Here is a 21,109-nt window from a genome sequence, read left to right as displayed (position 1 = left end):
AGGGTGAAGGTGTGTCCGTTGAGTGTCGTCATAGCAAAATTAAGAAAACAACTCGCTTTTATAAGCCAAAGTCCCGGCGTTTACTTATTTTTAAATGCCGAGGGGCAGGTTCTTTATGTTGGAAAAGCACGTCACTTAAAAAAGCGTATCGGCAGTTATTTTCGAGCACAGCAAAATCGTCGTATTGCCTGCCTCATGCGTCAGGTGGTAACCATTGAAACCACGAGTACAGAAACTGAAAACCAAGCGTTATTGTTAGAAAGTAACCTCATTAAGGAATTAAAACCACGTTATAATATTTTATTACGTGACGATAAAAGTTATCCCTATATTATTTTAAGCAGACATCAACGTTATCCTCGTTTAGCTTTTTACCGAGGATCACGTTGTAAAGAATACCGTTATTTTGGACCTTTCCCAAGTATTGCCGCGGTAAGAGAAACGTTAAATTTATTACAGAAATTATTTAGACTGCGTTCGTGTAAGGATAGCTTTTTTCGTAATCGAACAAGACCCTGTTTACAATATCAAATTAAACGGTGTAGCGCACCTTGCGTGAGCTTCATTACACCAGAACATTATCAACGTGATGTCAACAATGCACGATTATTTTTACAAGGAAAAAATCAAACTATTATCGATGACATGGCGCAACAAATGGAATGCGCAGCGCGCGCATTCGATTATGAAACAGCAGCTCGTTTGCGTGACCAAATTTCGGCATTGCGTGAAATTCAACAAAAACAAGTGATTACGACAGGGCAAGGTGATCTAGATATTATCGGTTTAGCAGAACAAAATGCAGTTTATGGTTTATATGTTATGAATGTACGTCATGGAAGGTTACTGGGCGGTAAAACTTATTTCCCCGAGGTGCCGTTTAAACAAGCAGCCGATGATGTATTATCCGCATTTATAAGTCAATTTTATTTACAGTCTGAGGTTTCTCATTTTATTCCGCCTCAAATTATTTTGGCGTTAAAAATAGCTGAAAATGATTGGGTGAGTGCGGCGTTATCAGAGCGAGCAGGGTATAAGATTCGGCTATTCAGCCGGCCAACCGGTGAAAAGAAACAGTGGCAAACCTTAGCGGATAAAAATGCGCAGCAAGCTTTAGTTCGCCATCTTTCTAATAAATTAGCTTTTTACAAACAACTCGAATATTTACAAACCGCGTTGCAATTGGACAATTTACCACAACGGTTAGAATGTTTTGATGTCAGTCACACACAAGGTGATGCGACCGTTGCATCCTGCGTCGTTTTTGATCAAGAAGGCCCGCGAAAAATGGATTATCGACGATTTAATATTGAAAATATTACCCCCGGAGATGATTATGCTGCATTACGTCAAGCGTTGATGCGTCGTTATAAACGCTTAAAAAATGACGAAGAAAAATTACCTGATTTACTTTTGATTGATGGTGGAAAAGGTCAATTAAAGCAAGCGGAACAGGTTTTAGAAGAATTACAGATTAATGGTATTTTAGTGATAGGTGTCGCAAAAGGACCGGGACGTCGAGCGGGGCTGGAACGTTTATATCTTTCAGATCACCTTCAAGCGATTCACTTGCCGGAAGATTCATTCGCTTTGCGTGCTCTTTTAACGCTTCGTGATGAAGCGCATCGTTTTGCAATTATCGGCCATCGGGGTCTTCGATCAAAAAAACAACGATCGTCTATTTTAGAAGATATTCCAGGGATTGGTGCAAAAAGAAGACGTGAATTATTACGTCAATTTGGAGGATTACACGCGTTGAAAAACGCGAGTGCAGAAGACCTTGCCAAAGTGCCTGGAATTAGTAAGCGTTTAGCAGAGCAAATTTATTTTGCTTTAAAAGCCTAGATGAACCCGCTACACTATTTATGTCGTGGTCTTAACTAGAGCTCTATTGTTAAAAAATTACCAAAGCGTGAAAAATTTTGATTCGACTAGCAAAGGGTATATACATTCCATGAGTATTCCCAATATATTAACTTTTTTGCGCATTCTTTTAATTCCCTTTTTTATTTTATTATTTTACTTACCTTTTCGAGGAAGTCATATCGTTGCTGCACTTATTTTTATTTTTGCAGCCATGACCGATTGGCTCGATGGGTATTTAGCGCGGAGTTGGGATCAAGTTTCTAAATTAGGCAGTTTTCTTGATCCGGTGGCGGATAAATTAATGGTGATTACGGCACTAATATTATTAGTGAGCGATCGGGCCTTACCTTACTTAGCGATTCCTGCGATTGTTATTAGTTGTCGTGAAATTATGGTTTCAGCGTTGCGTGAATGGATGGCTGAAATTGGTAAACGTAAACAGATGGCTGTCACGATGTTAGGGAAAATAAAAACAACGTTGCAGATGTTAGCCATCATTTTATTATTACTTTACAAACCCGGCGCTTGGATGGGATTTGCTTTTGCAGGTTACCTATTACTTTATCTTGCTGTTTTTTTAACATTGTGGAGTATGTGTTTATATTTAAAAGCAGCCTGGCATGATTTATCTTCTTGACAGTAATTTTGATGCGGTTACAATATCACCGCGTTTTGCGGGAATAGCTCAGTTGGTAGAGCGCAACCTTGCCAAGGTTGAGGTCGCGAGTTCGAGCCTCGTTTCCCGCTCCACATTTTTTATGAGTGAAGTTTAGAGTGCTGTTTTATCCATACAAAAATTAAAAACGTGTTAACCGCTTAAGGGGTTGTTTACAATAAGGCGAGTAAAGTACCCTGTGATAAAACTATTTTTAGTTTGGCTGGGTGGCAGAGTGGTTATGCAGCGGCCTGCAAAGCCGTGTACGTCGGTTCGATTCCGGCCCTAGCCTCCATGAATAGATGAATATCCATTGCCCGGGTGGCGAAATGGTAGACGCAAGGGACTTAAAATCCCTCGGTGGTAACACCGTGCCGGTTCGAGTCCGGCCCCGGGCACCAGCTTTTTTATAGCAGATTTAATCGATCAATTTTATTGTGTATTGTTGAAATTAATGACGTTTTTAGTAACCGAAAAATGTATTCGTTGTAAATATACAGATTGTGTTGAAGTCTGTCCGGTCGATTGTTTTTACGAAGGACCCAATATGCTGGTGATACATCCCGACGAATGCATAGATTGTGGATTGTGTGAACCTGAATGTCCGGTGAATGCGATTTACGTTGAAGATGATTTACCTGATAAATATAAGGAATTTTTAGCTTTAAATAAGGAGCTTTCAAAAAAGTGGCCCAATATTGTACGCCGGAAAGATCCGCCTCCCGATGCAGATGAATGGAAAGATAAAGAAGATAAGTTAGTTTATTTGGAAAAATAACGTTTGTTCGAAGGAGGTCACACATCGACCTGAATGATATTCGTTTAAATTCAATTCAGTCGTTAAATAACAAGGAAAAATCATAAAATGAACCCTGATATATTGGAGCTCGTTAAAAAGAATAAAACGATTCCCCATTTTTTTAACCGTTTAACACCAAAAGATAAAAAATTATTATGCTTGAAAAAAGCGATTCACAAAGGAAATTTTCGAGCAAAAATTTGGAATCATACCGATTGTAACTTATATCTTATTTATCTTATCCAAGAAAAAATGATTCCTTTTTGGCAGGGAATTACTGCATACGTCTATTTGATTGCAAAAATGCAATATACGCAGACGCAATCATTGAGTGAAGACGATCAGGATGTCAAGTTAAATTATTCAGTAAGAATAATGCTCCTCACTAAATCAGGAAAAATAACGGCGTTAGGTTATCGCTATTTAGTAGGGGTTATGCATTCTTTTGAAAAAATAAATATTTATTTGGATTTTGAATCGTTGGTAAGGTATGTGCTTGAATTGCCACGTATCGAACAATGGCTTATCGAAACCGAATGTGATCATCACATGAGTCTATTGAAGACCAAGCATGATTCCGATCGTTTAATGCTTATATTGATCCATAATATATCGTTTATTCAAAATATATCGAATTATGGTGATGATCCGACACTACAATATCTCGTGCCTTCTTCATCACTCATCAATTATTGCTTAAAAGCACTCAATAAAAAACCCATGTGTATGCGCCCTATTTTGGGTAGTTTAAGTTTAGAGCGTTTATATCAATGGCATGAAAATGATTTTCATCCCGTATCACTCTATGCGCCGCAAGTTTTATCTAATCCTAAAAATGCAGATGGATATCGTTGCGGTCCTTTTCCGATGTGGCTCCATGATATCGGCCATATATTTTGGGCCAGTATGTTATCTAAACGAGAGAGAGAGTATATTTTCGCGACCTATATTCCGGCATTGCGTCATTTACATACATTAGCAGAAACAGTTCACGACGAATCCAGCATTGAGCGGCTTAAAGCTATCCAGCAATGTACGAATGATTTTGATTTGACTGATATTCTGTATTACGCTGACCCCGTGAAACGCTTAAAAACTTATCTTGCCCATACGATGGGTAAGCATCCCCTTTATCCTATCTGCTTATATAGCGGCGTTCATGAATTTGAACCGATCGGTTGTGCAGAAGGCGATACATTTTATTTTTTACTTCATTATGCTTTATTTAGTGATAAAACACCGGATCATTATAAAGCAGTTTACCAAATGTTAATCGACTTCGTGGCAACGGGTTTCGGTTATAGAGACCCACGTTGTATTAATGCATTAAAAATACTGGCTAAAAATGCAGCCCACTATGCGGACGCTTTATTTTCAAGCGAACAGCCTATACAACTAAGAATTAATCATTTGTCGTGGAAAAAACTCTTAACGACGCGAGGGATGAGTGAAGAACTCTGGTTGGCAATAACGAGCGATCCGGCGAGAGCGCAAGAATTGTTAGTGATGGTCGAACAGGGATTCATTTTTTTTCATCCTTATGCCTCAATGACACTGGCGAAAAGACTGACCTTTATGCAGTATTTAAATCAATTTTCGACCCATGAAACTTATTACAATTCCTATCCTTGTGCAAATAACGTGGTTCCCTTTCGATCGGGTTTTTTTAATCATCGACCTCATGATACACCAAGTGAATTTTTTGTTTCTGGGTCATCCGCGCTTACGCACAGGGGTTAAGTTTTTGAAAAATAATACAATGCTGTACTTGCTAGAAATAAATAACTCAAGGATGTTGAGCCGACCGAAAAAATTGATCAAAATCTATTAGAAAAATAATATATTTGGATGAAATTAAAATGAAATCCATCACTTTATTAGCGATTGATACCTCTACAGAAGCGTGTTCAGCCGCATTGATGTGTCAGGGCAGGGTAGAGGAACGTTATCGATTTGCAGCGCGCACACATACACAACTGATTTTACCCATGATGCAATCTTTGCTCGAGGAGGCGTCCCTTAAACTCAATGATCTCGATGCATTAGCGTTTACGCGAGGGCCAGGGAGTTTTACAGGCATACGTCTTGCCGCAAGTATTATTCAAGCCAGTGCTTTTTCCGCGGATTTACCGGTGGTTTTAGTGTCCAGTTTGCATTGTTTGGCACAAGGCACTTATCGGGAAAAACAAGCGAAACAAGTGTTTGCAGCCATTGATGCCCATTTACAGGAAGTTTTTTTTGCATCCTATCGGTTAAATCCTGAAACATCCCTTATGCAGGCCAGTGGATCTGAACAATTAGGCTTACCTCAAGAAGCCCATACCGATTTAACAGACTTTGTCGGTGTAGGAAGTGGCTGGGATCGCTATCATGCATTGTTTAAAAAACAATTCAATAACCGGTTGCAGCAATGGTACCCACAACGCTATCCTAGGGCGTATGATGCTGCCATACTGGCAACCCACGCCTACCATCAGGGCGAAACGGTAACAGCGGGTGAAGCATTACCGACTTATTTAAGAGAAACAGTGGCTCAACAACGAGGTTTCGATGGATAAATATTTGCTTAGTATACTTGTTTGCCCATTATGTAAAGCAAGTCTTGTTTATGAAAAATCAGCACAAGAGCTTATTTGTCGTTTTGATCGTTTAGCTTACCCTATTCGAGATGAAATTCCTGTGATGTTAGCGCACGAAGCAAGAAAGATATCATTAGAAGAATATGACCGATTAAGTGAATAACAGGATGAGGATGAAGGATCGTTCTATCACATTCAAGAGAAAAGGTTAACGCATTATGAGAGATGATTTACAACAACTTATTGAAAAAGCAGAACAATCCATTGCTCAAGCGAAGCGATCATTTGAATTAGAGCAATTGCGAAGTTCACTTTTAGGTAAAAAAAGCGTTTTAAATGAGCATCTTAAAAGATTAGCGCAATTACCCGTCGCTGAAAAACCTAAAGTCGGTCAAGCCATTAACCAAGCAAAACAACGAATAGAAGCCTTGCTGAAAGCGCAAAATGAATTATTAATAAACCAAGAAATCAATGCACAATTGATGCGCGAAAAAGTGGATGTAACGTTAGCAGGTCGTGGTCAATCGATGGGCAGCTTACATCCTGTGACACGGACTCGCGAGAGGATTGAACGTTTTTTCAAGGGAATCGGATTTACTGTAACGGAAGGTCCTGAAATAGAAGACGACTATTATAATTTTGAAGCATTAAATATTCCAAGCAATCACCCCGCGCGTGCGTTGCATGATACATTTTATTTTCCCAATGGCTTATTGTTACGCACGCATACCTCTCCCGTTCAAATACGGGCGATGCAAAATCAACAGGCAAAGCTCCCTGTAAAAATGATAGCGCCCGGTCGTGTTTATCGTTGTGATTCTGATGTGACCCATACACCGATGTTTCATCAAGTTGAGGGTTTACTTATCGATGAAACTGCAAATTTTTCTGAGCTTAAAGGATTATTAACCCAATTTTTACAGCAATTTTTTGAAAAAAATGATCTTGCGATTCGCTTTCGTGCGGCTTATTTCCCATTTACAGAACCTTCTGCTGAAGTGGATATTCACTGTGTGATGTGCGGTGGCGAAGGCTGTCGTGTGTGTAGTCAAACAGGATGGCTAGAAATCCTTGGTTGCGGGTTGGTGCATCCTCATGTATTAACAAAAATGGGTTTGCAGCCCGATAACTGTCAAGGTTATGCATTCGGGATGGGTATTGATCGCTTGGCCTTATTACGTTACCAGATTCCAGATTTGCGTTTGATGTTTGAAAATGATTTACGCTTTTTAGAGCAATTTTAATATGAAATTGAGTGAACATTGGTTACGGGCATGGGTAAATCCTGCGCTAAGTACTCAACAATTGACTGAACAAATGACCTTGGCCGGTTTAGAGGTTGCCGCCGTCCATCCCGTTGCTGGATCATTGAGTCATGTTGTGGTGGGTCTCATCGTCAGCACATTACCCCATCCGAATGCTTCGCGTTTGCAAGTATGTGAGGTGGATATAGGCGCTAAGATATTGCACATTGTGTGCGGCGCTAAAAATTGTCGAGCAGGGTTAAAAGTCGCTGTTGCTCAAATAGGCGCTCATTTACCACCGAATAAATCAATAAAAGAAACAACTATTCGAGGGGTTATTTCACAGGGTATGCTTTGTTCAAGTCATGAACTCGGACTTGAAGAGGTATCGACCGATGATGGAATTTTAGAATTAGCCAGCGATGCGCCACTGGGTCAAGCGATTTATGATTATTTACAATTAAATGATTATATTTTGGATATTCATTTAACACCAAATCGTGGTGATTGTTTAAGTGTCCAAGGGTTAGCACGGGATATATCGGCCATGACGCAACAACCCATGGTAAGACTGCCTATTGCTGAACAGTCTGTTGTAATAAAGGATAAAATGCCGCTCAACGTCATGGCCACACACGCGTGTCTCCATTATTCGGGGAGAATAATTCGTAACATCCATTCACAAGCCCAAACACCGTTATGGATGCAAGAACGTTTACGTCGTAGTGGTATACGACGAATTCATCCCGTCGTGGATGTCACCAATTATGTGATGTTAGAGCTGGGGCAGCCATTACATGCATTTGATTTAACACACATAAACGACGAAGTGTGTGTGCGTTATGCGCAATCGGAAGAGTCAGTCCATTTATTAGATGGTAAAACAGTTCGTTTAGATTCCAAAAGTATCGTTATTGCAGATAAGCGTAAAATTCTAGCCCTTGCAGGAATCATGGGAGCAGCCGATTCAGCCGTGACTTCAGAAACTCAGCATGTTTTTTTGGAAAGTGCTTTTTTTACGCCGGAGAGTCTAGCTGGACGAGCGCGATATTATGGGTTGAATACGGATTCAGCGTATCGTTTTGAACGCGGTGTTGATCCAGCAATGACTTTGCCTGCTTTAGAACGCGCGACGCAATTGATAAGTGAAATAGTGGGAGGAGAAATAGGACCACGTGTGCACGTCAAATCACCTATCAAATCCATAGAAGCGATAAAATTTCATCCAACGCAATTGAAAAAACGAATAGGACTTTCGTTAAATGAAGAAAAAATAAAAGCGATTTTTAATCGCTTAGGAATTAAAATTCAATCGATTGACGGCCAAACATGGCAGTTAATACCGCCGACGTGGCGTTTTGATCTTTCACTTGAAGTTGATTTTCTTGAAGAACTCGCACGTATCCATGGTTATCAACGAATCCCAGTCACATTGCCGAATAGTTCTTTAAAATTTCATGTAGAACCAGAAACCCAACTTTCACGAACACGCATCCATGACCTATTGATTGATAGAGCGTATCATGAAGTGATCAATTATAGTTTTACAGCAAGCAGGCTACAAAAAATTTTAACCCCCCAAAAAGAGACGTTAAACTTATTGAATCCACTGTCCAATGAGTTTGCTGCTATGCGGTCAAGTTTGTGGCCAGGGTTGCTGAATACGTTGCGTTATAATCAGCAACGCCAACACTCTCGTGTTCGTTTATTTGAAACGGGTCTTTGTTTTTATTATCACGAAGGGACGCTTGTACAAAAGGAATATTTAGCGACGGTTGCAAGTGGTCAACAATTACCCGAACAATGGGGTGTTGCAAATACCCCTTTAGATTTTTTTACCGTTAAATCCGATGTAGAAGCGCTGGCAAGCCTTGCTAAAAAGAATATCCATTTTATGCCCGGAACGCACCCCGCATTACATCCTGGACTATCGTGCAATTTACACGTGGATGATGAGGTGGTGGGTTATTTTGGTGCATTACATCCTCGACTTATCACAGAACTACATCTCACTGGACCTCTTTTTTGCATTGAACTTGAGATTTCAGCAATCACTGAACGGCCGTTACCACATTTTAAATCCTATTCGAAATTTCCCATGGTCAGACGGGATATCTCATTTTGGGTTGATAAAAAATACGCTGCCCAAACTATTTTGCAGTCCGTAAACCAGCATGCAGGCCCATATCTGTATCGATCATTTTTCTTTGACGTTTATGTTAACGAGCAAGAATCAGAAAAACGTAGCCTCGCCTTGGCGTTATGTTGGCAACATCCTACACGGACGTTGACTGATGCTGAAGTGGATCATTTAATGAAAGTGGTTATTAGCGATTTAAAAAATAACTTTACCGTTCAATTAAGGGAATAGATGGATTATGACCGTGTTAACCAAAGCTGATTTAATTCACAGTTTAAGACAACAAGAATCCAGTTTGAGCCGCCTTGTCGCAAACAAGTTGGTCGATGCTTTTTTTGAGCAGATTATGTTCGCTTTAGAGCAGGGGGAATCCGTGAAAATTTCTGGCTTAGGTCGTTTTCGCAGACGTCTGAAGAAAGAACGGCCGGGCCGGAATCCCCAAACGGGTGTCACTACACAAGTATCTTCACGAAATGTTGTTTTGTTTCAAGCCAGCCAAAAATTAAAAATGAAATTAAAGAAACAAAAATTTAAAAATTTTATGTAATTTTCGTTTATAAGTAACGGGTTAGGTTAATGGAGAGTTGCCAAGTCAGCACCATTGACATTACAATGTGCGATCTTCGGGGCGTAGCGCAGCCTGGTAGCGCACCTGCATGGGGTGTAGGTGGTCGCTGGTTCAAATCCAGTCGCCCCGACCAAAAGGATTTTGGATTTTGTTGGATTAAAATTGAACGTCTATCCCTATCATTGTTGTTTATCTTTTCGTGCTTAGTGTAGGATAAAATGGAATAACGCTGTTGTTTAAAAATGAGGAGATAAAACAATGTCTATTTACAAAAATATCTTAGTTGCAATAGATTTGCATCCAACCTGTGACGAAATTATATTAAAACGCGCGCATGCTTTCGTGAAGGAAGGGCAGGGCCGACTATCAGTGATTCATGCTGTGGAGCATATTAATGCCTATGGCGTTGCACAAGCCTATCCTGCAGTGATTGACTTAGAAGGTGAAATGCTTTCAGAAGCAAAAAAACAATTAGCAGACGTTTCAAAAAAATTTGATATATCGGTTAAGCAACAATATGTCGAAGTGGGATCACCTAAAATTGTTATACTCGATAAGATGAAAGAATTAAAAACGGATTTAATTATTATTGGTAGCCATGGACGACATGGTATTGGTATTTTATTTGGTTCGACGGCCAGTGCGGTTATTCATCATTTATCATGTGACGCGTTAGTGGTAAAAATACCTGAATTAAAAGCGTAAAATCCGTTATGTTTTCTACCCGATGGCAGAATTTGTTTATCTTAAATTTTTGAGCTACAGTAAGGGAGTATTGCTGAAAAAATGAGCCAAAAATAAAACGTTTACTGCAGTATGTGATTTCACTTGCTTAAATAAAGGAGTATTTATGTTCAAAAGTCCAAGCGTTTTAGACTGGATTGCATTAATTATCTTATTTATCGGTGGTTTAAACTGGGGTTTAGTCGGTTTATTCCATTTTGATTTAATTACCGGTATCTTTGGAGACTATAGCCCTATTGCAAGAATTATTTATATTATCGTCGGGTTAAGTGCTATCTATGTGCTTGTGCGTGCTATTAGTTGTTGCAAAAAGCATGTTTCAGTACCTTAAATTTTTGTGACTCAGACGCCCCCGTCTTGTACGGGGGTCCGTTTACGTTTTGGCTTTTAATGTCGTTATTTTTTTTAATTTAAATATAAATTTTATCCCATAACCAATTAAGAACCCCAACACACATCATTGTAATAAATCAGTGCTGAGCTCTACTTTTTCTATTTTTTCAAACCGAGAAGTGATTTTATCTGCAGAAGTTTTAGCCTCTTGGATATCGGTATACGCTTTTTGAATATGACGAAATAAATGATCCATCCGTTGTTTAAATCGTGAAAAATCTTTTGCTAAAACGCCAAGGTGTTCTTGAATTAAATGGATTTGTTCACGGGTTGCTGCATCTTTTAAAATAGCACATGTGGTGGTGAGCACGGCCATCATCGTTGTGGGTGAGACTAACCAGACGCGATGGCGTTGTGCTTCTTCCACTAAATCGTAATAATGAGCGTGAATTTCAGCAAAAACAGCTTCAGCAGGAATAAATAACAACGCGCTTTCTGCCGTTTCACCGGGAACAATATATTTACTGGCTACTGCATGGATATGATGGCGAATATCTTGACGAAACTGCGCTGCTGCTGCGCGTTGTTCATTTTTCGATAGCTCTATTTCGGTTAATTTTCGAAAACCTTCTAATGGAAATTTAGCATCGATGGCAATACTACCGGTTGGTTCGGGCAACAATAATAGACAATCGACTCGTTTACCATTGCTTAACGTATGTTGCAAGCTATAATTTTTAGCAGGTAATGCATTTTCGATTAAAGCATGAAGCTGTATTTCACCAAAAACACCACGAGAACGTTTGTCAGCGAGAATATGCTGCAAACTCACCACGTTACTCGAAAGTTCCGTAATGCGTTTTTGTGCTTCATCAATTAACGACAGCCGCTTAACGACATCTGCAAATGTGGCAGTGGTTTGTGCAAAACCATCAAATAGACGTTTTTCAACTTGACCGCTAATCAGTAGTAGTTTTTCTTGTGTATTTTCCGTTAATTTATCCATACGTTGACCGATCTGTTGCAAACCGTGTTGCAAGCTATCTTGTAATAATTTTAAGCTATTTAATTGATGTCGATCAAATTCTTGTCGATAAGTATTCAGTTCAAATAATAGTTGCTCCTTATTCGCAGCAGCATGACGCTGATCAAGAACACGCGCATCGTGCAATTGATTGAGTAAACGGTTGATATCTATCCAACGACTTTCCATTTGAGTTAATTTGTCATGTTGTCGTTCTAATTTGTAAAAATGCAAGAGCATAAAACCGACCAAGCTGGTAAGCAACGCTAAAGTGATATATATAAAATAAAGAGGCATCATTCTTTCCTACGTTTGAATAGGTTATGGAAATGCTAAAAATCACTGTTTTTTTGCTGAGTTTATTATTAGTACCTTGCTCCGTTGATGCTGAAACTAAAATAACACAGCAACGAAAACTATTTTGGCAAGCAAGACAATTGCTCATGAATCAACAGTATCAGCAATTCTCAGTTTTAAAAGTTAAACTGAAAGATTATCCTTTATATCCCTACTTACTTTTTATCAAATTAAAAAAACAAGGGTCTTCTGTCAATAGCGACGAAGTGGACGCTTTTTTGAAAAGCTACCATGATACACCCTTAGCGGTAAAATTACGTGCAGATTGGTTAACTTATTTAGCGCGAAAGCACGATTGGAATCATTTCATGGATTATTATCAACCGCGTTATGGAACCTCTTTACAATGTTATTACCTTCAATCGTTATTAGCGACTCAACAGAAACCATCCGTTGCTTTCAAAAAAATATCAAGTCTTTGGTTACAGCTTCATTCCCCGCCACATGCATGCCGTCAAGTGTTTAATCGTTGGGAACAATTAGGCGGTTTGAATTCGAAATTAATTTGGCAAAAATTAGAACACGCATTGAGTAAAAATAATCAACGCGTTTTCCAGGAGATTGCTCAATTTCTATCTCCCGCTGAGCGTCGTTACGTGAAACGTTGGTATCACGTGTACCGCTATCCTTTACTCATTATAAAACCTTACCAATTCAATGTGGATAATCCGATTGATCGAAAAATCGTATTGTTTGGAATGAAACGGTTAGCTAAAAAAAATCCCATCGCGTTGGCTGAAAACTGGTTTAAAATGAACCAAATCTACTCCTTCAAGGAAGCAGAAAAACAGCAAATATGGGCCGATTTAGCCGTTAGTTTAGCAAGACGCGCAGATTACAACGCTGATTACTGGTTAAAAAAAATTAAACCTGCGTATGCGGATACCACATTACGAGAATGGCGTATACGAAATAGTTTACTCACGGGACAATGGGAAAATGTGCTGTATTGGATAAATCATTTATCGCAGAAAGAACAACAGCAACCCTGTTGGCGCTATTGGCGAGCGAGGGCATTAGCAGAAACGCATCATCTTGATGCAGCGCGGACTATTTACACGCGTTTAGCCAAAGAGGTTGATTATTATGGCGTGCTGGCAAGTGGGCGATTGAATTTAAATTATCACCCTGCACAGTCTTGCATAAAAGGAGATCGTGTTGCGTTATTTAATAATTTAGGGTTGCAGCGTGCTAAAGAATTGCTGGCTTTAGGTTTTGTGGGTGAAGCGCGCCAGGAATGGTTATGGGCATTGGATAATTTGAGTATTCCTGCGCGTCAAGCGGCTGCCCAATTGGCAAAACAATGGGGCTGGTATGATTTAGCTATTTTGGGTGCCCGTAAAGCGAACATTCATAATGATATTCGATTACGTTTTCCTTTTGCTTATCGGCATTCGGTTCTCATTGCAGCGCGAAAAACCCATTTAAATTCAGCGTGGGTATGGGCGATTATGCGACAAGAAAGTGCCTTTATGTGGAATGCTAAATCCAGTGCGGGTGCATTAGGTTTAATGCAAATTATGCCGAATACGGGTCGTCAATTAGCACGTAATCTTGATTTACATCCTGTTGATTTACTCGATCCTTATCAGAACATTCGTTTAGGAAGTATTTATTTAAGAGAATTATTAAATTTATTTGAAGGTGATGCGCTCTTAGCGACCGCCTCGTATAATGTAGGCCCGCATCGAATTAAACACTATCAAGACTTGTATCAGCGTTTACCGAAGGATGTTTGGGTAGAAATTTTACCGTGGAAGGAAACACGTGATTATGTAAAAGGGGTACACTTAGCACGTACTATCTATAACCAAATTTAAAAAGTAATAGAGGAAAGGTATCCCAAAAAACTGACTTTGATCTTTATGAAAGATGATAGATAAAGAAAAACAAGTTATTGGCTTGTTTTTCCTTATCTATTCGTTTTATGCTGACTTGAAAACAAGTCGTTTAAATTAGCGGTGCGCTTTTTTTACAACAATGTTATTGGTTACACCGGTGACGCCTTCAACTTGTTTCGCCAACATACCGGCTTTTTGTTTTTGTGACCAGTTATCGGCAAAGCCAGTCAATTTAACTTGACCCTTATAGCTTGATACTGAAATAGCCAACCCTTTGACAGTAGGATCAGCTAATAGTTTTGATTTTACTTTTAAAGTAATGACACTGCTGTCAACATATTGACCTGTACTTTCTTTTTGCATCGCATGTCGATTGCCCATAGCCATCGTAGATACCATAGGTAATGCAACTAAGCTTAAAACAACAAATAATTTGACTTTCATAGTATGAGTACTCCTACTTGAAAATGAATTGGGTTCATTGGGTGTAAACATTATTCCCTATGGAGTTAGATTTTAAAATAGATGACTGAATAACCAAATCAATAATAATACAGCAATAGGTATGCCTAATAACCAAGCAATTAAATATTTCACAATCCTTCCCCCTTACACCCTCTTTTGAGAATAAATATTCCTTATAAAAAGAGTAGTCAAGTCGTTCAATAAATCAAGTAAACTCATTTCTGAAAGAAACTGTATATTTTTTATACACAGCATTTACCCGGTCTATTTAAGAAAGAAAAGTAATAAAAAACAACCGTTAAAAAGGAATATCGTCATCAAATGTTTCATTGGCCATTTCGGGTACTGGAGGGGTTTCACGTTTGGGCCGAGTAACCGCAGAAGCCGGAGATGCTTCACCGGGTACGGTATTGCTACCGCGACTATCGAGCATTTGCATTTCATTGGCGATAATTTCAGTGGTATATCGATCGTGGCCCGTTGTTTTATCTTGCCATTTACGGGTTTGTAGACGACCTTCAATATAAACTTTAGCCCCTTTTTTTAAATACTCAGCAACAATTTCAGCAAGACGCTGAAATAAAACGATGCGATGCCATTCAGTACGCTCCTGAAGCTCACCGGTGTTTTTATCTTTCCAGCTTTCACTGGTGGCGAGGTTAATATGAGCGACCGCTGTGCCGTTAGGCATGTGACGAATTTCGGGATCAGCACCTAAGTTGCCGATTAAAATAACCTTATTAATGCCTTTAGCCATGTCAAATACTCCACAATAAAGAGACGCTTTAACCGCTTGAATGTTAACGGTCTATTACTTTTATTCATTTGTAGCGTTGCAAAATTTATGCAATCACGTGTTTATTAAAAACCATTCAGTTAAATTTTAAATCGTGCGACTCAAAAAAGAAAGTAATAAAAAGGGGTTTTTTAGTTTCTTTTCGTCATTTTCACAGTTATAGTGTGAGGTTTCAAACAAGTGGGATGCTTTTAGCCCGGGTTGAAACTTTTACGTTTATCTATGCATAATATTATTCGTATTCAGGGTGCTCGTACGCACAATCTTCAGAATATAAATCTTACTATTCCCCGTGATCAGTTAATTGTAGTAACGGGCTTGTCGGGATCCGGTAAATCCTCCTTAGCCTTTGATACCCTCTATGCAGAAGGTCAGCGTCGTTATGTCGAATCGCTTTCATCTTATGCACGGCAATTTTTATCGATGATGGAAAAACCGGATGTGGATCATATTGAAGGGCTTTCTCCTGCAATTGCAATTGATCAAAAGTCAACCTCGCATAATCCGCGATCGACCGTAGGGACAGTCACTGAAATTTATGATTATTTGCGCGTATTATTTGCCCGAATTGGTGAACCCCAGTGTCCTTTTCATCACATTAGTCTTGCCGCACAAAGTATCACTCAGATGGTAGATACCTTGATGGCTTTACCAAATGAAACCCGTCTCTTTATTTTGGCACCGAAAGTGCAAGAGCGAAAAGGTGAATTTAAGCCTTTACTGGATGAATTGCGAAGTCAAGGGTACTTACGCGCGCGTATTGACGGCAGATGGACTGAATTAGACCAAGTATCGCGTTTAAATGCAAAACAAAAACATAGCATTGAAGTCGTCGTCGATCGATTAAAAATAAAACCAGACAATCGCTTACGTTTGAGTGAATCCTTAGCGACAGCGGCTTCGTTGAGTGAAGGATTGGTCATTGTGGTTTTGCAGGATAGTTCAGAAAAAAAACAAAAAGAACTCGTGTTTTCCGAACGTTTTGCGTGCCCTGAATGTGGTTATAGCCTTAGCGCATTAGAACCTCGATTATTTTCTTTTAATAACCCATCGGGCGCATGTCCACAGTGTGACGGTTTAGGTCATGAACTGATTTTTGATCCCGAAAAGGTTATACCGAATCCTGAATTAAGTATCGCTCACGGCGCTATTGTCGCATGGGATAGTCAAAATCCTTATTATTGGGCGTTGTTATCTGCTTTAGCACAGCATTATCATTTTTCTTTGGAGTCACCGTTTAACGTATTACCCGCTCACGTTCAAAAAATTATTCTCCACGGCAGTGGTAAAGAGGAAATAAAATTTCACTATGAAAGTGAAAAAGGTTATGTCTATCGTAAGAAAAAACCGTTTGAGGGTGTGTTGCCTACCATGCAACGTCGTTACAAAGAGACCGAATCCGATTCGGTTCGCGAGGATTTAGCTTATTTTTTGGCTTCAAAACCCTGTTCTCAATGCCAAGGCACACGACTTAATGCGGGAGCACGCCATGTTTTCATTGACAATAAAACCATTAGTGATTGGGTGGCGTTGCCGCTCGATCAACTCAAAGTATTATTAGAAAAATTAAATTTATCAGGCCAACGCGCACAAATTGCTTTAGGTTTACAAAAAGAAATTATCGATCGTTTAACCTTTTTGATTGATGTTGGCTTAAACTATCTCTCCTTAGAACGAAGCGCGGATACTTTATCGGGTGGCGAAGCACAGCGGATACGTTTGGCCAGTCAAATTGGTTCCGGTTTAGTAGGCGTGATGTATATTTTAGATGAACCTTCAATAGGATTGCATCAACGGGACAATAGCCGTTTACTCAGTACCTTGCTTCGATTACGTGACTTAGGGAACACCGTCATTGTTGTTGAACATGACGAAGAAGCGATACGACACGCCGATTTTGTGGTTGATATGGGACCGGGCGCTGGTGCGCATGGAGGTTGTGTTATTGCGCAGGGTTCACCGGCTGCGATTATACGAAACCCTCATTCGTTGACCGGCCAATATTTATCAGGCGAGCGACGGATTGAGTGCCCCAAAAAAAGAATAAAATTTGATAAAAATCGGGTCATCAAGCTAGTAGGTGCGAGTGGTAATAACTTAAAACAGATTAATGTTGAGATTCCGTTGGGTTTAATGACCTGCGTTACCGGTGTATCCGGATCAGGAAAATCAACGTTGATCAATGATACGTTATATCCCATCGCCGCTCGAAAATTAAATGCGGCTATCTTACCCCAAGCAGCACCTTATCAAACAATAAGTGGCTTCGAACAACTGGATAAAGTGATTGATATTGATCAAAGTCCAATAGGACGTACACCGCGCTCAAATCCTGCCACTTACATTGGTTTATTGACGCCGATTCGAGAACTATTTGCAGCAACCCCTGAGGCGCGTTCACGCGGTTATAAAGCAGGACGATTTAGTTTTAATGTAAAAGGGGGACGATGTGAAGCCTGCGAAGGAGATGGTGTACTGAAAGTAGAAATGCACTTCTTAGCGGATGTGTATGTGCAATGCGATGTCTGTAAAGGTCAACGTTATAACCGGGAAACACTGGAAATCGTTTATAAAGGAAAAAATATTTATCAAATCCTCGAAATGACGGTCGAAGAGGCGTCCGTATTTTTTAGTTCGGTACCCGTATTGGCGCGAAAATTACAGACCTTGATCGATGTCGGTTTGGCTTATTTACATCTCGGACAACGCGCACCCACGTTGTCCGGAGGTGAAGCACAGCGCGTCAAATTGGCGAAAGAGCTCAGTAAACGCGATACCGGCCAGACGCTCTATATTTTGGATGAACCGACGACCGGTTTACATTTTTATGATATCGAACAATTATTGAAGGTTCTTTATCGTTTACGTGACCGAGGCAATACCGTGGTTATCATTGAACATAATTTAGATGTCATTAAGACGGCCGATTGGATTATTGATCTCGGTCCTGAAGGGGGGAGCAAAGGAGGTGAGATTGTTTGTGTGGGGACACCGCTTCACGTTGCCAAGCAACCTCATTCCTATACGGGTCAATATTTAAAGCCCTTATTCGGTAAACGGAGCTTATCCAGTGAGAATGGGAGCCGCCATGGCTGAAGAAAAGATAAAACTACATAACGAAAAAAAATAAAAACCCCTACTAGAATATAGGGGTTTTTTTAGCGTTCAGAGAACGGCTTCTTAGCCAAATGTGTAGCCAATACCGACCGTGGCAAAATCAATGTTACCAGGTTTATGTTTATAACCTATCGTTTGAATATGGGTGAGTGAGGTATCAACAAACACATTGGGCGTTAGGTTATAACTTGCACCAACAGCCGCTTCGGGTGCAAAGATATGTTTCTTAACACCAAACCAAGCATTTTGGTTATCTTTGACGTCTCCAAAATGAGAAGTGATTGTGCTGGTTAAATAAGCCACACCTAATTTACCGTAGACGTTCAATTTATCCGTAACCGGTAAGATACCTTTTGCAGCAACATCAATGGCATTTTGTTTTAAGGTTTCTGTGGCCGGTGCAAGGTAAGGGGGAGGATTATCAAAAGCCCTTCCTTTTTGGTTTTCTAAACGAAGATAGCCTAATTCAGTCGCAAAATAAGGATTCACTTGATAACCAATGGCTAAACGACCGGCTAAACCTATGTTATTCATGGTAAAGCCTGGTGACTCACCGTTCGCTCGAGATTGAAAAAGTTGAGTGAGATGTTTTCCAAGGTGATTATTCGCATAACCCGCTTGACCGGTAACATAAATACCTGACGCATGAGCAGCTATTACACTGAGTGCGGAAACACCGAACACGCCCATTCTGATTATTTTTTTAAACATATTATTATTTTCCTCGTAGGAATTAACGCGTTAAAGAAGGATTATTTATCACTTATATAAATCCGTGTCAATTTTTTTATCAATTTTTATTATATAAAAAGCGTTATTCAAGAATATAGAAAGGGGTCGTAAGCGAGATAACTAAAAAAACCCCTAGAAAAGGGGTTTTTAATCGCTGAACAGAAATGAGACAAAAATTAGCCAAAAGTAAAACCAAGACCAATCGTTGCCATATTAATATTACTGGGCTTATTTTTTCCAATCGGTTGGATATGCGTAAAAGCCGTATCAATAAACATGTTAGGTGTCACATTATAGGTTAAACCGATACCGGCTTCAGGTGCCCAACTCTGTTTAGCAACAGGCTTAATAATAGAATGTTGATTGATCGTATCACCACTTAAATCAGTGACTAAATAAGCCACACCGGCTTTCGCGTAAAGATTAAACTTATCAGAAAGGGGTAAAATACCTTTACCGACGAGATCAAAAGCATGCTGGTTAATGGTGATAGACTGATTAACAGGTGATTTTAGTTTCGCTTCTTGGTCCGCTAATTGTAAATAACCCATTTCAGCGGCTAAATTAGGGTTAAATTGATAACCAATCGCTACACGACCCGCTAAACCACCTTGATACTTCGAATCAACCTTACCGGATGGAAACGGTTTAATAAAGCGTGTTCCCGTGTGGGCGTAGCCTAATTGACCTTCAATATAAGCACCGGGTGTTGTCGCATGAGCCGTTGCTATACTGAGTGCCGAAAAACCGAGGCTGATGGCCATTATTTTCTTTAACATATTATTATTTTCCTCGTTGTTTAACTCGTTAAACCTGCCTTATTTATCATCTTTAAAAATAAATGTCAATTATTTAATCAATTTTTTTGATAAATGATAAAATAGGATACTAAATACCGGGTAGCGCCACTTAAAAAAGAATAAAAAAGAAAATAGAGCGTTTCATTATAAAAAACCCCTTAAAAAAGGGGTTTTTTAAGCGTTAAAGAAAAATTAGCCGAAATTGTAGCCAAGACCTAATGCAACAAAATCGATATTTCCGGGTCTATTTTTTCCGATCGGTTGAATATGCGTCCAAGAACTATCGATAGAAACGTTTGGTGTAATGTCGTAGCTCACACCGATAGCTGCTTCAGGTGCTAATTTATGCTTAGCAATCATGTTGGAAATAGGGCGACCGTTAAACGTATCTTTATCAAAATCAGTGGTTAAATAGGCAACGCCTAATTTACCATAGAGATTAAGATTAGTGTTCACAGGGAAAATACTTTTGGCGACTAAGTCAATAGCATGTTGTCTAAGGCCTAGGTTATCGCTTATGAGTGTTTCTGCTTTGTCTTTACCAACAAGAGTGACATGTTTTTTCATGGAATGAAAATAACCTGTTTCTAATGCGAAATTTTGGTTAAATTGATAACCGATGGCAACGCGCCCACCCAGACTGGATTCACTGAGATTATTATTGTCAATTCTATCCTCAGTGGCGAGATGCATATTGTTATTCGCATACCCAACCTGACCGGTAACATAGACACCCGGTGCCGCCGCATGAGCTATCATTGCACCGAGAGCAGAAACACCGAATACAGTCGTTGTTAGAACTTTCTTAAACATTATTATTATTCTCCTAAAAGAGTTTAACCAGTTAAACGAACCGCTATTAAACGGTTAGATTTTTTTTTTGTCAACTTTTTTGCGTAAAAAATGAAACGTTTCAGCTTATTGATTTTAAAATTTTTTTTGTAACGAGACTATGTTGGGAAATAAATTGACATCAATCCTTCTATTGCAAAAACACGGTCTAAATTTTTAAAATTTTATGAAGGATCATAGAGGAAATACGGATTGCT

19 protein-coding genes and 4 tRNA genes are annotated in these 21,109 nt (G+C 39.5%); 17 read left to right on the top strand and 6 right to left on the bottom strand.

The window, feature by feature from the left end:
- Positions 1-18 precede the first annotated feature (18 nt).
- The 15 genes from uvrC (at position 19) to RICGR_RS03605 (ending at position 10,926) form a co-directional block, all read left to right on the top strand.
- Complete coding sequence (uvrC, locus tag RICGR_RS03675) at positions 19-1,845, top strand: excinuclease ABC subunit UvrC (RefSeq protein ID WP_006034882.1); 1,827 nt, start codon at positions 19-21, stop codon at positions 1,843-1,845.
- A gap of 109 nt (positions 1,846-1,954) precedes the next feature.
- A complete protein-coding gene (pgsA, locus tag RICGR_RS03670) occupies positions 1,955-2,503 on the top strand; it encodes a CDP-diacylglycerol--glycerol-3-phosphate 3-phosphatidyltransferase (RefSeq protein ID WP_006035351.1) in 549 nt (182 codons plus the stop codon).
- Between the two features lie 37 nt (positions 2,504-2,540).
- Positions 2,541-2,616 (top strand) — tRNA-Gly (locus RICGR_RS03665).
- A 126-nt stretch (positions 2,617-2,742) separates the two neighbouring features.
- Positions 2,743-2,816: transfer RNA gene (locus RICGR_RS03660), tRNA-Cys, on the top strand.
- 20 nt (positions 2,817-2,836) lie between these two features.
- A tRNA-Leu gene (locus RICGR_RS03655) sits at positions 2,837-2,922 on the top strand.
- Positions 2,923-2,975: 53 nt separating this feature from the next.
- Positions 2,976-3,299: a ferredoxin FdxA gene (gene fdxA / locus RICGR_RS03650; RefSeq protein ID WP_040615469.1), complete on the top strand. Its 324-nt coding sequence runs from the start codon at positions 2,976-2,978 to the stop codon at positions 3,297-3,299.
- A gap of 87 nt (positions 3,300-3,386) precedes the next feature.
- Positions 3,387-5,060 (top strand): hypothetical protein, encoded by a 1,674-nt coding sequence (locus RICGR_RS03645; protein WP_006035736.1) that lies wholly within the window; start codon positions 3,387-3,389, stop codon positions 5,058-5,060.
- A 119-nt stretch (positions 5,061-5,179) separates the two neighbouring features.
- Complete coding sequence (gene tsaB / locus RICGR_RS03640; protein ID WP_006035019.1) at positions 5,180-5,878, top strand: tRNA (adenosine(37)-N6)-threonylcarbamoyltransferase complex dimerization subunit type 1 TsaB; 699 nt, start codon at positions 5,180-5,182, stop codon at positions 5,876-5,878.
- Complete coding sequence (locus tag RICGR_RS03635) at positions 5,871-6,062, top strand: Trm112 family protein (protein ID WP_006035441.1); 192 nt, start codon at positions 5,871-5,873, stop codon at positions 6,060-6,062. The genes tsaB and RICGR_RS03635 overlap by 8 nt, the downstream gene beginning before the upstream one ends.
- A 55-nt stretch (positions 6,063-6,117) precedes the next feature.
- On the top strand, positions 6,118-7,143 hold the full coding sequence (gene pheS / locus RICGR_RS03630) for a phenylalanine--tRNA ligase subunit alpha (RefSeq protein ID WP_006034650.1): 1,026 nt from the start codon (positions 6,118-6,120) through the stop codon (positions 7,141-7,143).
- A gap of 1 nt (position 7,144) precedes the next feature.
- A complete protein-coding gene (pheT, locus tag RICGR_RS03625; RefSeq protein WP_006035634.1) occupies positions 7,145-9,514 on the top strand; it encodes a phenylalanine--tRNA ligase subunit beta in 2,370 nt (789 codons plus the stop codon).
- A 7-nt stretch (positions 9,515-9,521) separates the two neighbouring features.
- The gene (locus tag RICGR_RS03620) at positions 9,522-9,830 is read left to right on the top strand and encodes an integration host factor subunit alpha (RefSeq protein ID WP_006034897.1); all 309 of its coding nucleotides are present in this window, start codon (positions 9,522-9,524) and stop codon (positions 9,828-9,830) included.
- A 77-nt stretch (positions 9,831-9,907) separates the two neighbouring features.
- Positions 9,908-9,984: transfer RNA gene (locus RICGR_RS03615), tRNA-Pro, on the top strand.
- Positions 9,985-10,109: 125 nt separating this feature from the next.
- Positions 10,110-10,556, top strand: coding sequence for a universal stress protein (locus RICGR_RS03610; protein WP_006035046.1), 447 nt, complete (start codon positions 10,110-10,112; stop codon positions 10,554-10,556).
- Between the two features lie 145 nt (positions 10,557-10,701).
- Positions 10,702-10,926: a DUF378 domain-containing protein gene (locus RICGR_RS03605; protein ID WP_006035834.1), complete on the top strand. Its 225-nt coding sequence runs from the start codon at positions 10,702-10,704 to the stop codon at positions 10,924-10,926.
- 126 nt (positions 10,927-11,052) lie between these two features.
- Here the strand turns inward: RICGR_RS03605 and RICGR_RS03600 are convergent, their stop codons facing one another.
- Positions 11,053-12,252 (bottom strand): DNA recombination protein RmuC, encoded by a 1,200-nt coding sequence (locus RICGR_RS03600; protein WP_240992214.1) that lies wholly within the window; start codon positions 12,250-12,252, stop codon positions 11,053-11,055.
- A gap of 23 nt (positions 12,253-12,275) precedes the next feature.
- Here RICGR_RS03600 and RICGR_RS03595 point away from each other — a divergent pair, with 23 nt between their 5' ends.
- The gene (locus RICGR_RS03595) at positions 12,276-14,129 is read left to right on the top strand and encodes a transglycosylase SLT domain-containing protein (protein ID WP_006035975.1); all 1,854 of its coding nucleotides are present in this window, start codon (positions 12,276-12,278) and stop codon (positions 14,127-14,129) included.
- Between the two features lie 135 nt (positions 14,130-14,264).
- On the opposite strand, the gene RICGR_RS03590 is transcribed toward RICGR_RS03595, so the two are convergent.
- Together RICGR_RS03590 and ssb are read right to left on the bottom strand one after the other, a co-directional pair.
- Positions 14,265-14,594 (bottom strand): BON domain-containing protein, encoded by a 330-nt coding sequence (locus RICGR_RS03590; protein WP_006035488.1) that lies wholly within the window; start codon positions 14,592-14,594, stop codon positions 14,265-14,267.
- Between the two features lie 319 nt (positions 14,595-14,913).
- A complete protein-coding gene (gene ssb, locus RICGR_RS03585) occupies positions 14,914-15,372 on the bottom strand; it encodes a single-stranded DNA-binding protein (protein ID WP_006035212.1) in 459 nt (152 codons plus the stop codon).
- Positions 15,373-15,633: 261 nt separating this feature from the next.
- On the opposite strand from ssb, the gene uvrA reads away from it, so the two are divergent.
- Complete coding sequence (gene uvrA, locus RICGR_RS03580) at positions 15,634-18,507, top strand: excinuclease ABC subunit UvrA (RefSeq protein WP_006035414.1); 2,874 nt, start codon at positions 15,634-15,636, stop codon at positions 18,505-18,507.
- Between the two features lie 84 nt (positions 18,508-18,591).
- On the opposite strand, the gene RICGR_RS03575 is transcribed toward uvrA, so the two are convergent.
- The 3 genes from RICGR_RS03575 to RICGR_RS03565 all read right to left on the bottom strand — a co-directional run bounded on the left by RICGR_RS03575 (position 18,592) and on the right by RICGR_RS03565 (position 20,873).
- Positions 18,592-19,239, bottom strand: a complete 648-nt coding sequence (locus RICGR_RS03575; protein WP_006034988.1) for an outer membrane beta-barrel protein — start codon at positions 19,237-19,239, stop codon at positions 18,592-18,594.
- 197 nt (positions 19,240-19,436) lie between these two features.
- Positions 19,437-20,039, bottom strand: a complete 603-nt coding sequence (locus RICGR_RS03570) for an outer membrane beta-barrel protein (RefSeq protein ID WP_006034920.1) — start codon at positions 20,037-20,039, stop codon at positions 19,437-19,439.
- Positions 20,040-20,252: 213 nt separating this feature from the next.
- Positions 20,253-20,873 (bottom strand): outer membrane beta-barrel protein, encoded by a 621-nt coding sequence (locus RICGR_RS03565; protein WP_006034874.1) that lies wholly within the window; start codon positions 20,871-20,873, stop codon positions 20,253-20,255.
- Positions 20,874-21,109 lie beyond the last annotated feature (236 nt).

Origin of the sequence: Rickettsiella grylli (assembly GCF_000168295.1) — a bacterium.
In the GTDB taxonomy this organism is placed as follows: Bacteria; Pseudomonadota; Gammaproteobacteria; order Diplorickettsiales; family Diplorickettsiaceae; genus Aquirickettsiella; species Aquirickettsiella grylli.
This window is presented reverse-complemented; position numbering and strand designations above follow the sequence as displayed.

What these genes read in the sequence shown, in the direction of transcription:
- pgsA (WP_006035351.1), top strand. Translation starts at nt 1,955, where the DNA reads ATGAGTATTCCCAATATATTAACTTTTTTGCGCATTCTTTTAATTCCC.
- fdxA (WP_040615469.1), top strand. Translation starts at nt 2,976, where the DNA reads ATGACGTTTTTAGTAACCGAAAAATGTATTCGTTGTAAATATACAGAT.
- RICGR_RS03645 (WP_006035736.1), top strand. Translation starts at nt 3,387, where the DNA reads ATGAACCCTGATATATTGGAGCTCGTTAAAAAGAATAAAACGATTCCC.
- tsaB (WP_006035019.1), top strand. Translation starts at nt 5,180, where the DNA reads ATGAAATCCATCACTTTATTAGCGATTGATACCTCTACAGAAGCGTGT.
- RICGR_RS03635 (WP_006035441.1), top strand. Translation starts at nt 5,871, where the DNA reads ATGGATAAATATTTGCTTAGTATACTTGTTTGCCCATTATGTAAAGCA.
- pheS (WP_006034650.1), top strand. Translation starts at nt 6,118, where the DNA reads ATGAGAGATGATTTACAACAACTTATTGAAAAAGCAGAACAATCCATT.
- pheT (WP_006035634.1), top strand. Translation starts at nt 7,145, where the DNA reads ATGAAATTGAGTGAACATTGGTTACGGGCATGGGTAAATCCTGCGCTA.
- RICGR_RS03620 (WP_006034897.1), top strand. Translation starts at nt 9,522, where the DNA reads ATGACCGTGTTAACCAAAGCTGATTTAATTCACAGTTTAAGACAACAA.
- RICGR_RS03610 (WP_006035046.1), top strand. Translation starts at nt 10,110, where the DNA reads ATGTCTATTTACAAAAATATCTTAGTTGCAATAGATTTGCATCCAACC.
- RICGR_RS03605 (WP_006035834.1), top strand. Translation starts at nt 10,702, where the DNA reads ATGTTCAAAAGTCCAAGCGTTTTAGACTGGATTGCATTAATTATCTTA.
- RICGR_RS03600 (WP_240992214.1), bottom strand. Translation starts at nt 12,252, where the DNA reads ATGATGCCTCTTTATTTTATATATATCACTTTAGCGTTGCTTACCAGC.
- RICGR_RS03595 (WP_006035975.1), top strand. Translation starts at nt 12,276, where the DNA reads ATGGAAATGCTAAAAATCACTGTTTTTTTGCTGAGTTTATTATTAGTA.
- RICGR_RS03590 (WP_006035488.1), bottom strand. Translation starts at nt 14,594, where the DNA reads ATGAAAGTCAAATTATTTGTTGTTTTAAGCTTAGTTGCATTACCTATG.
- ssb (WP_006035212.1), bottom strand. Translation starts at nt 15,372, where the DNA reads ATGGCTAAAGGCATTAATAAGGTTATTTTAATCGGCAACTTAGGTGCT.
- uvrA (WP_006035414.1), top strand. Translation starts at nt 15,634, where the DNA reads ATGCATAATATTATTCGTATTCAGGGTGCTCGTACGCACAATCTTCAG.
- RICGR_RS03575 (WP_006034988.1), bottom strand. Translation starts at nt 19,239, where the DNA reads ATGTTTAAAAAAATAATCAGAATGGGCGTGTTCGGTGTTTCCGCACTC.
- RICGR_RS03570 (WP_006034920.1), bottom strand. Translation starts at nt 20,039, where the DNA reads ATGTTAAAGAAAATAATGGCCATCAGCCTCGGTTTTTCGGCACTCAGT.
- RICGR_RS03565 (WP_006034874.1), bottom strand. Translation starts at nt 20,873, where the DNA reads ATGTTTAAGAAAGTTCTAACAACGACTGTATTCGGTGTTTCTGCTCTC.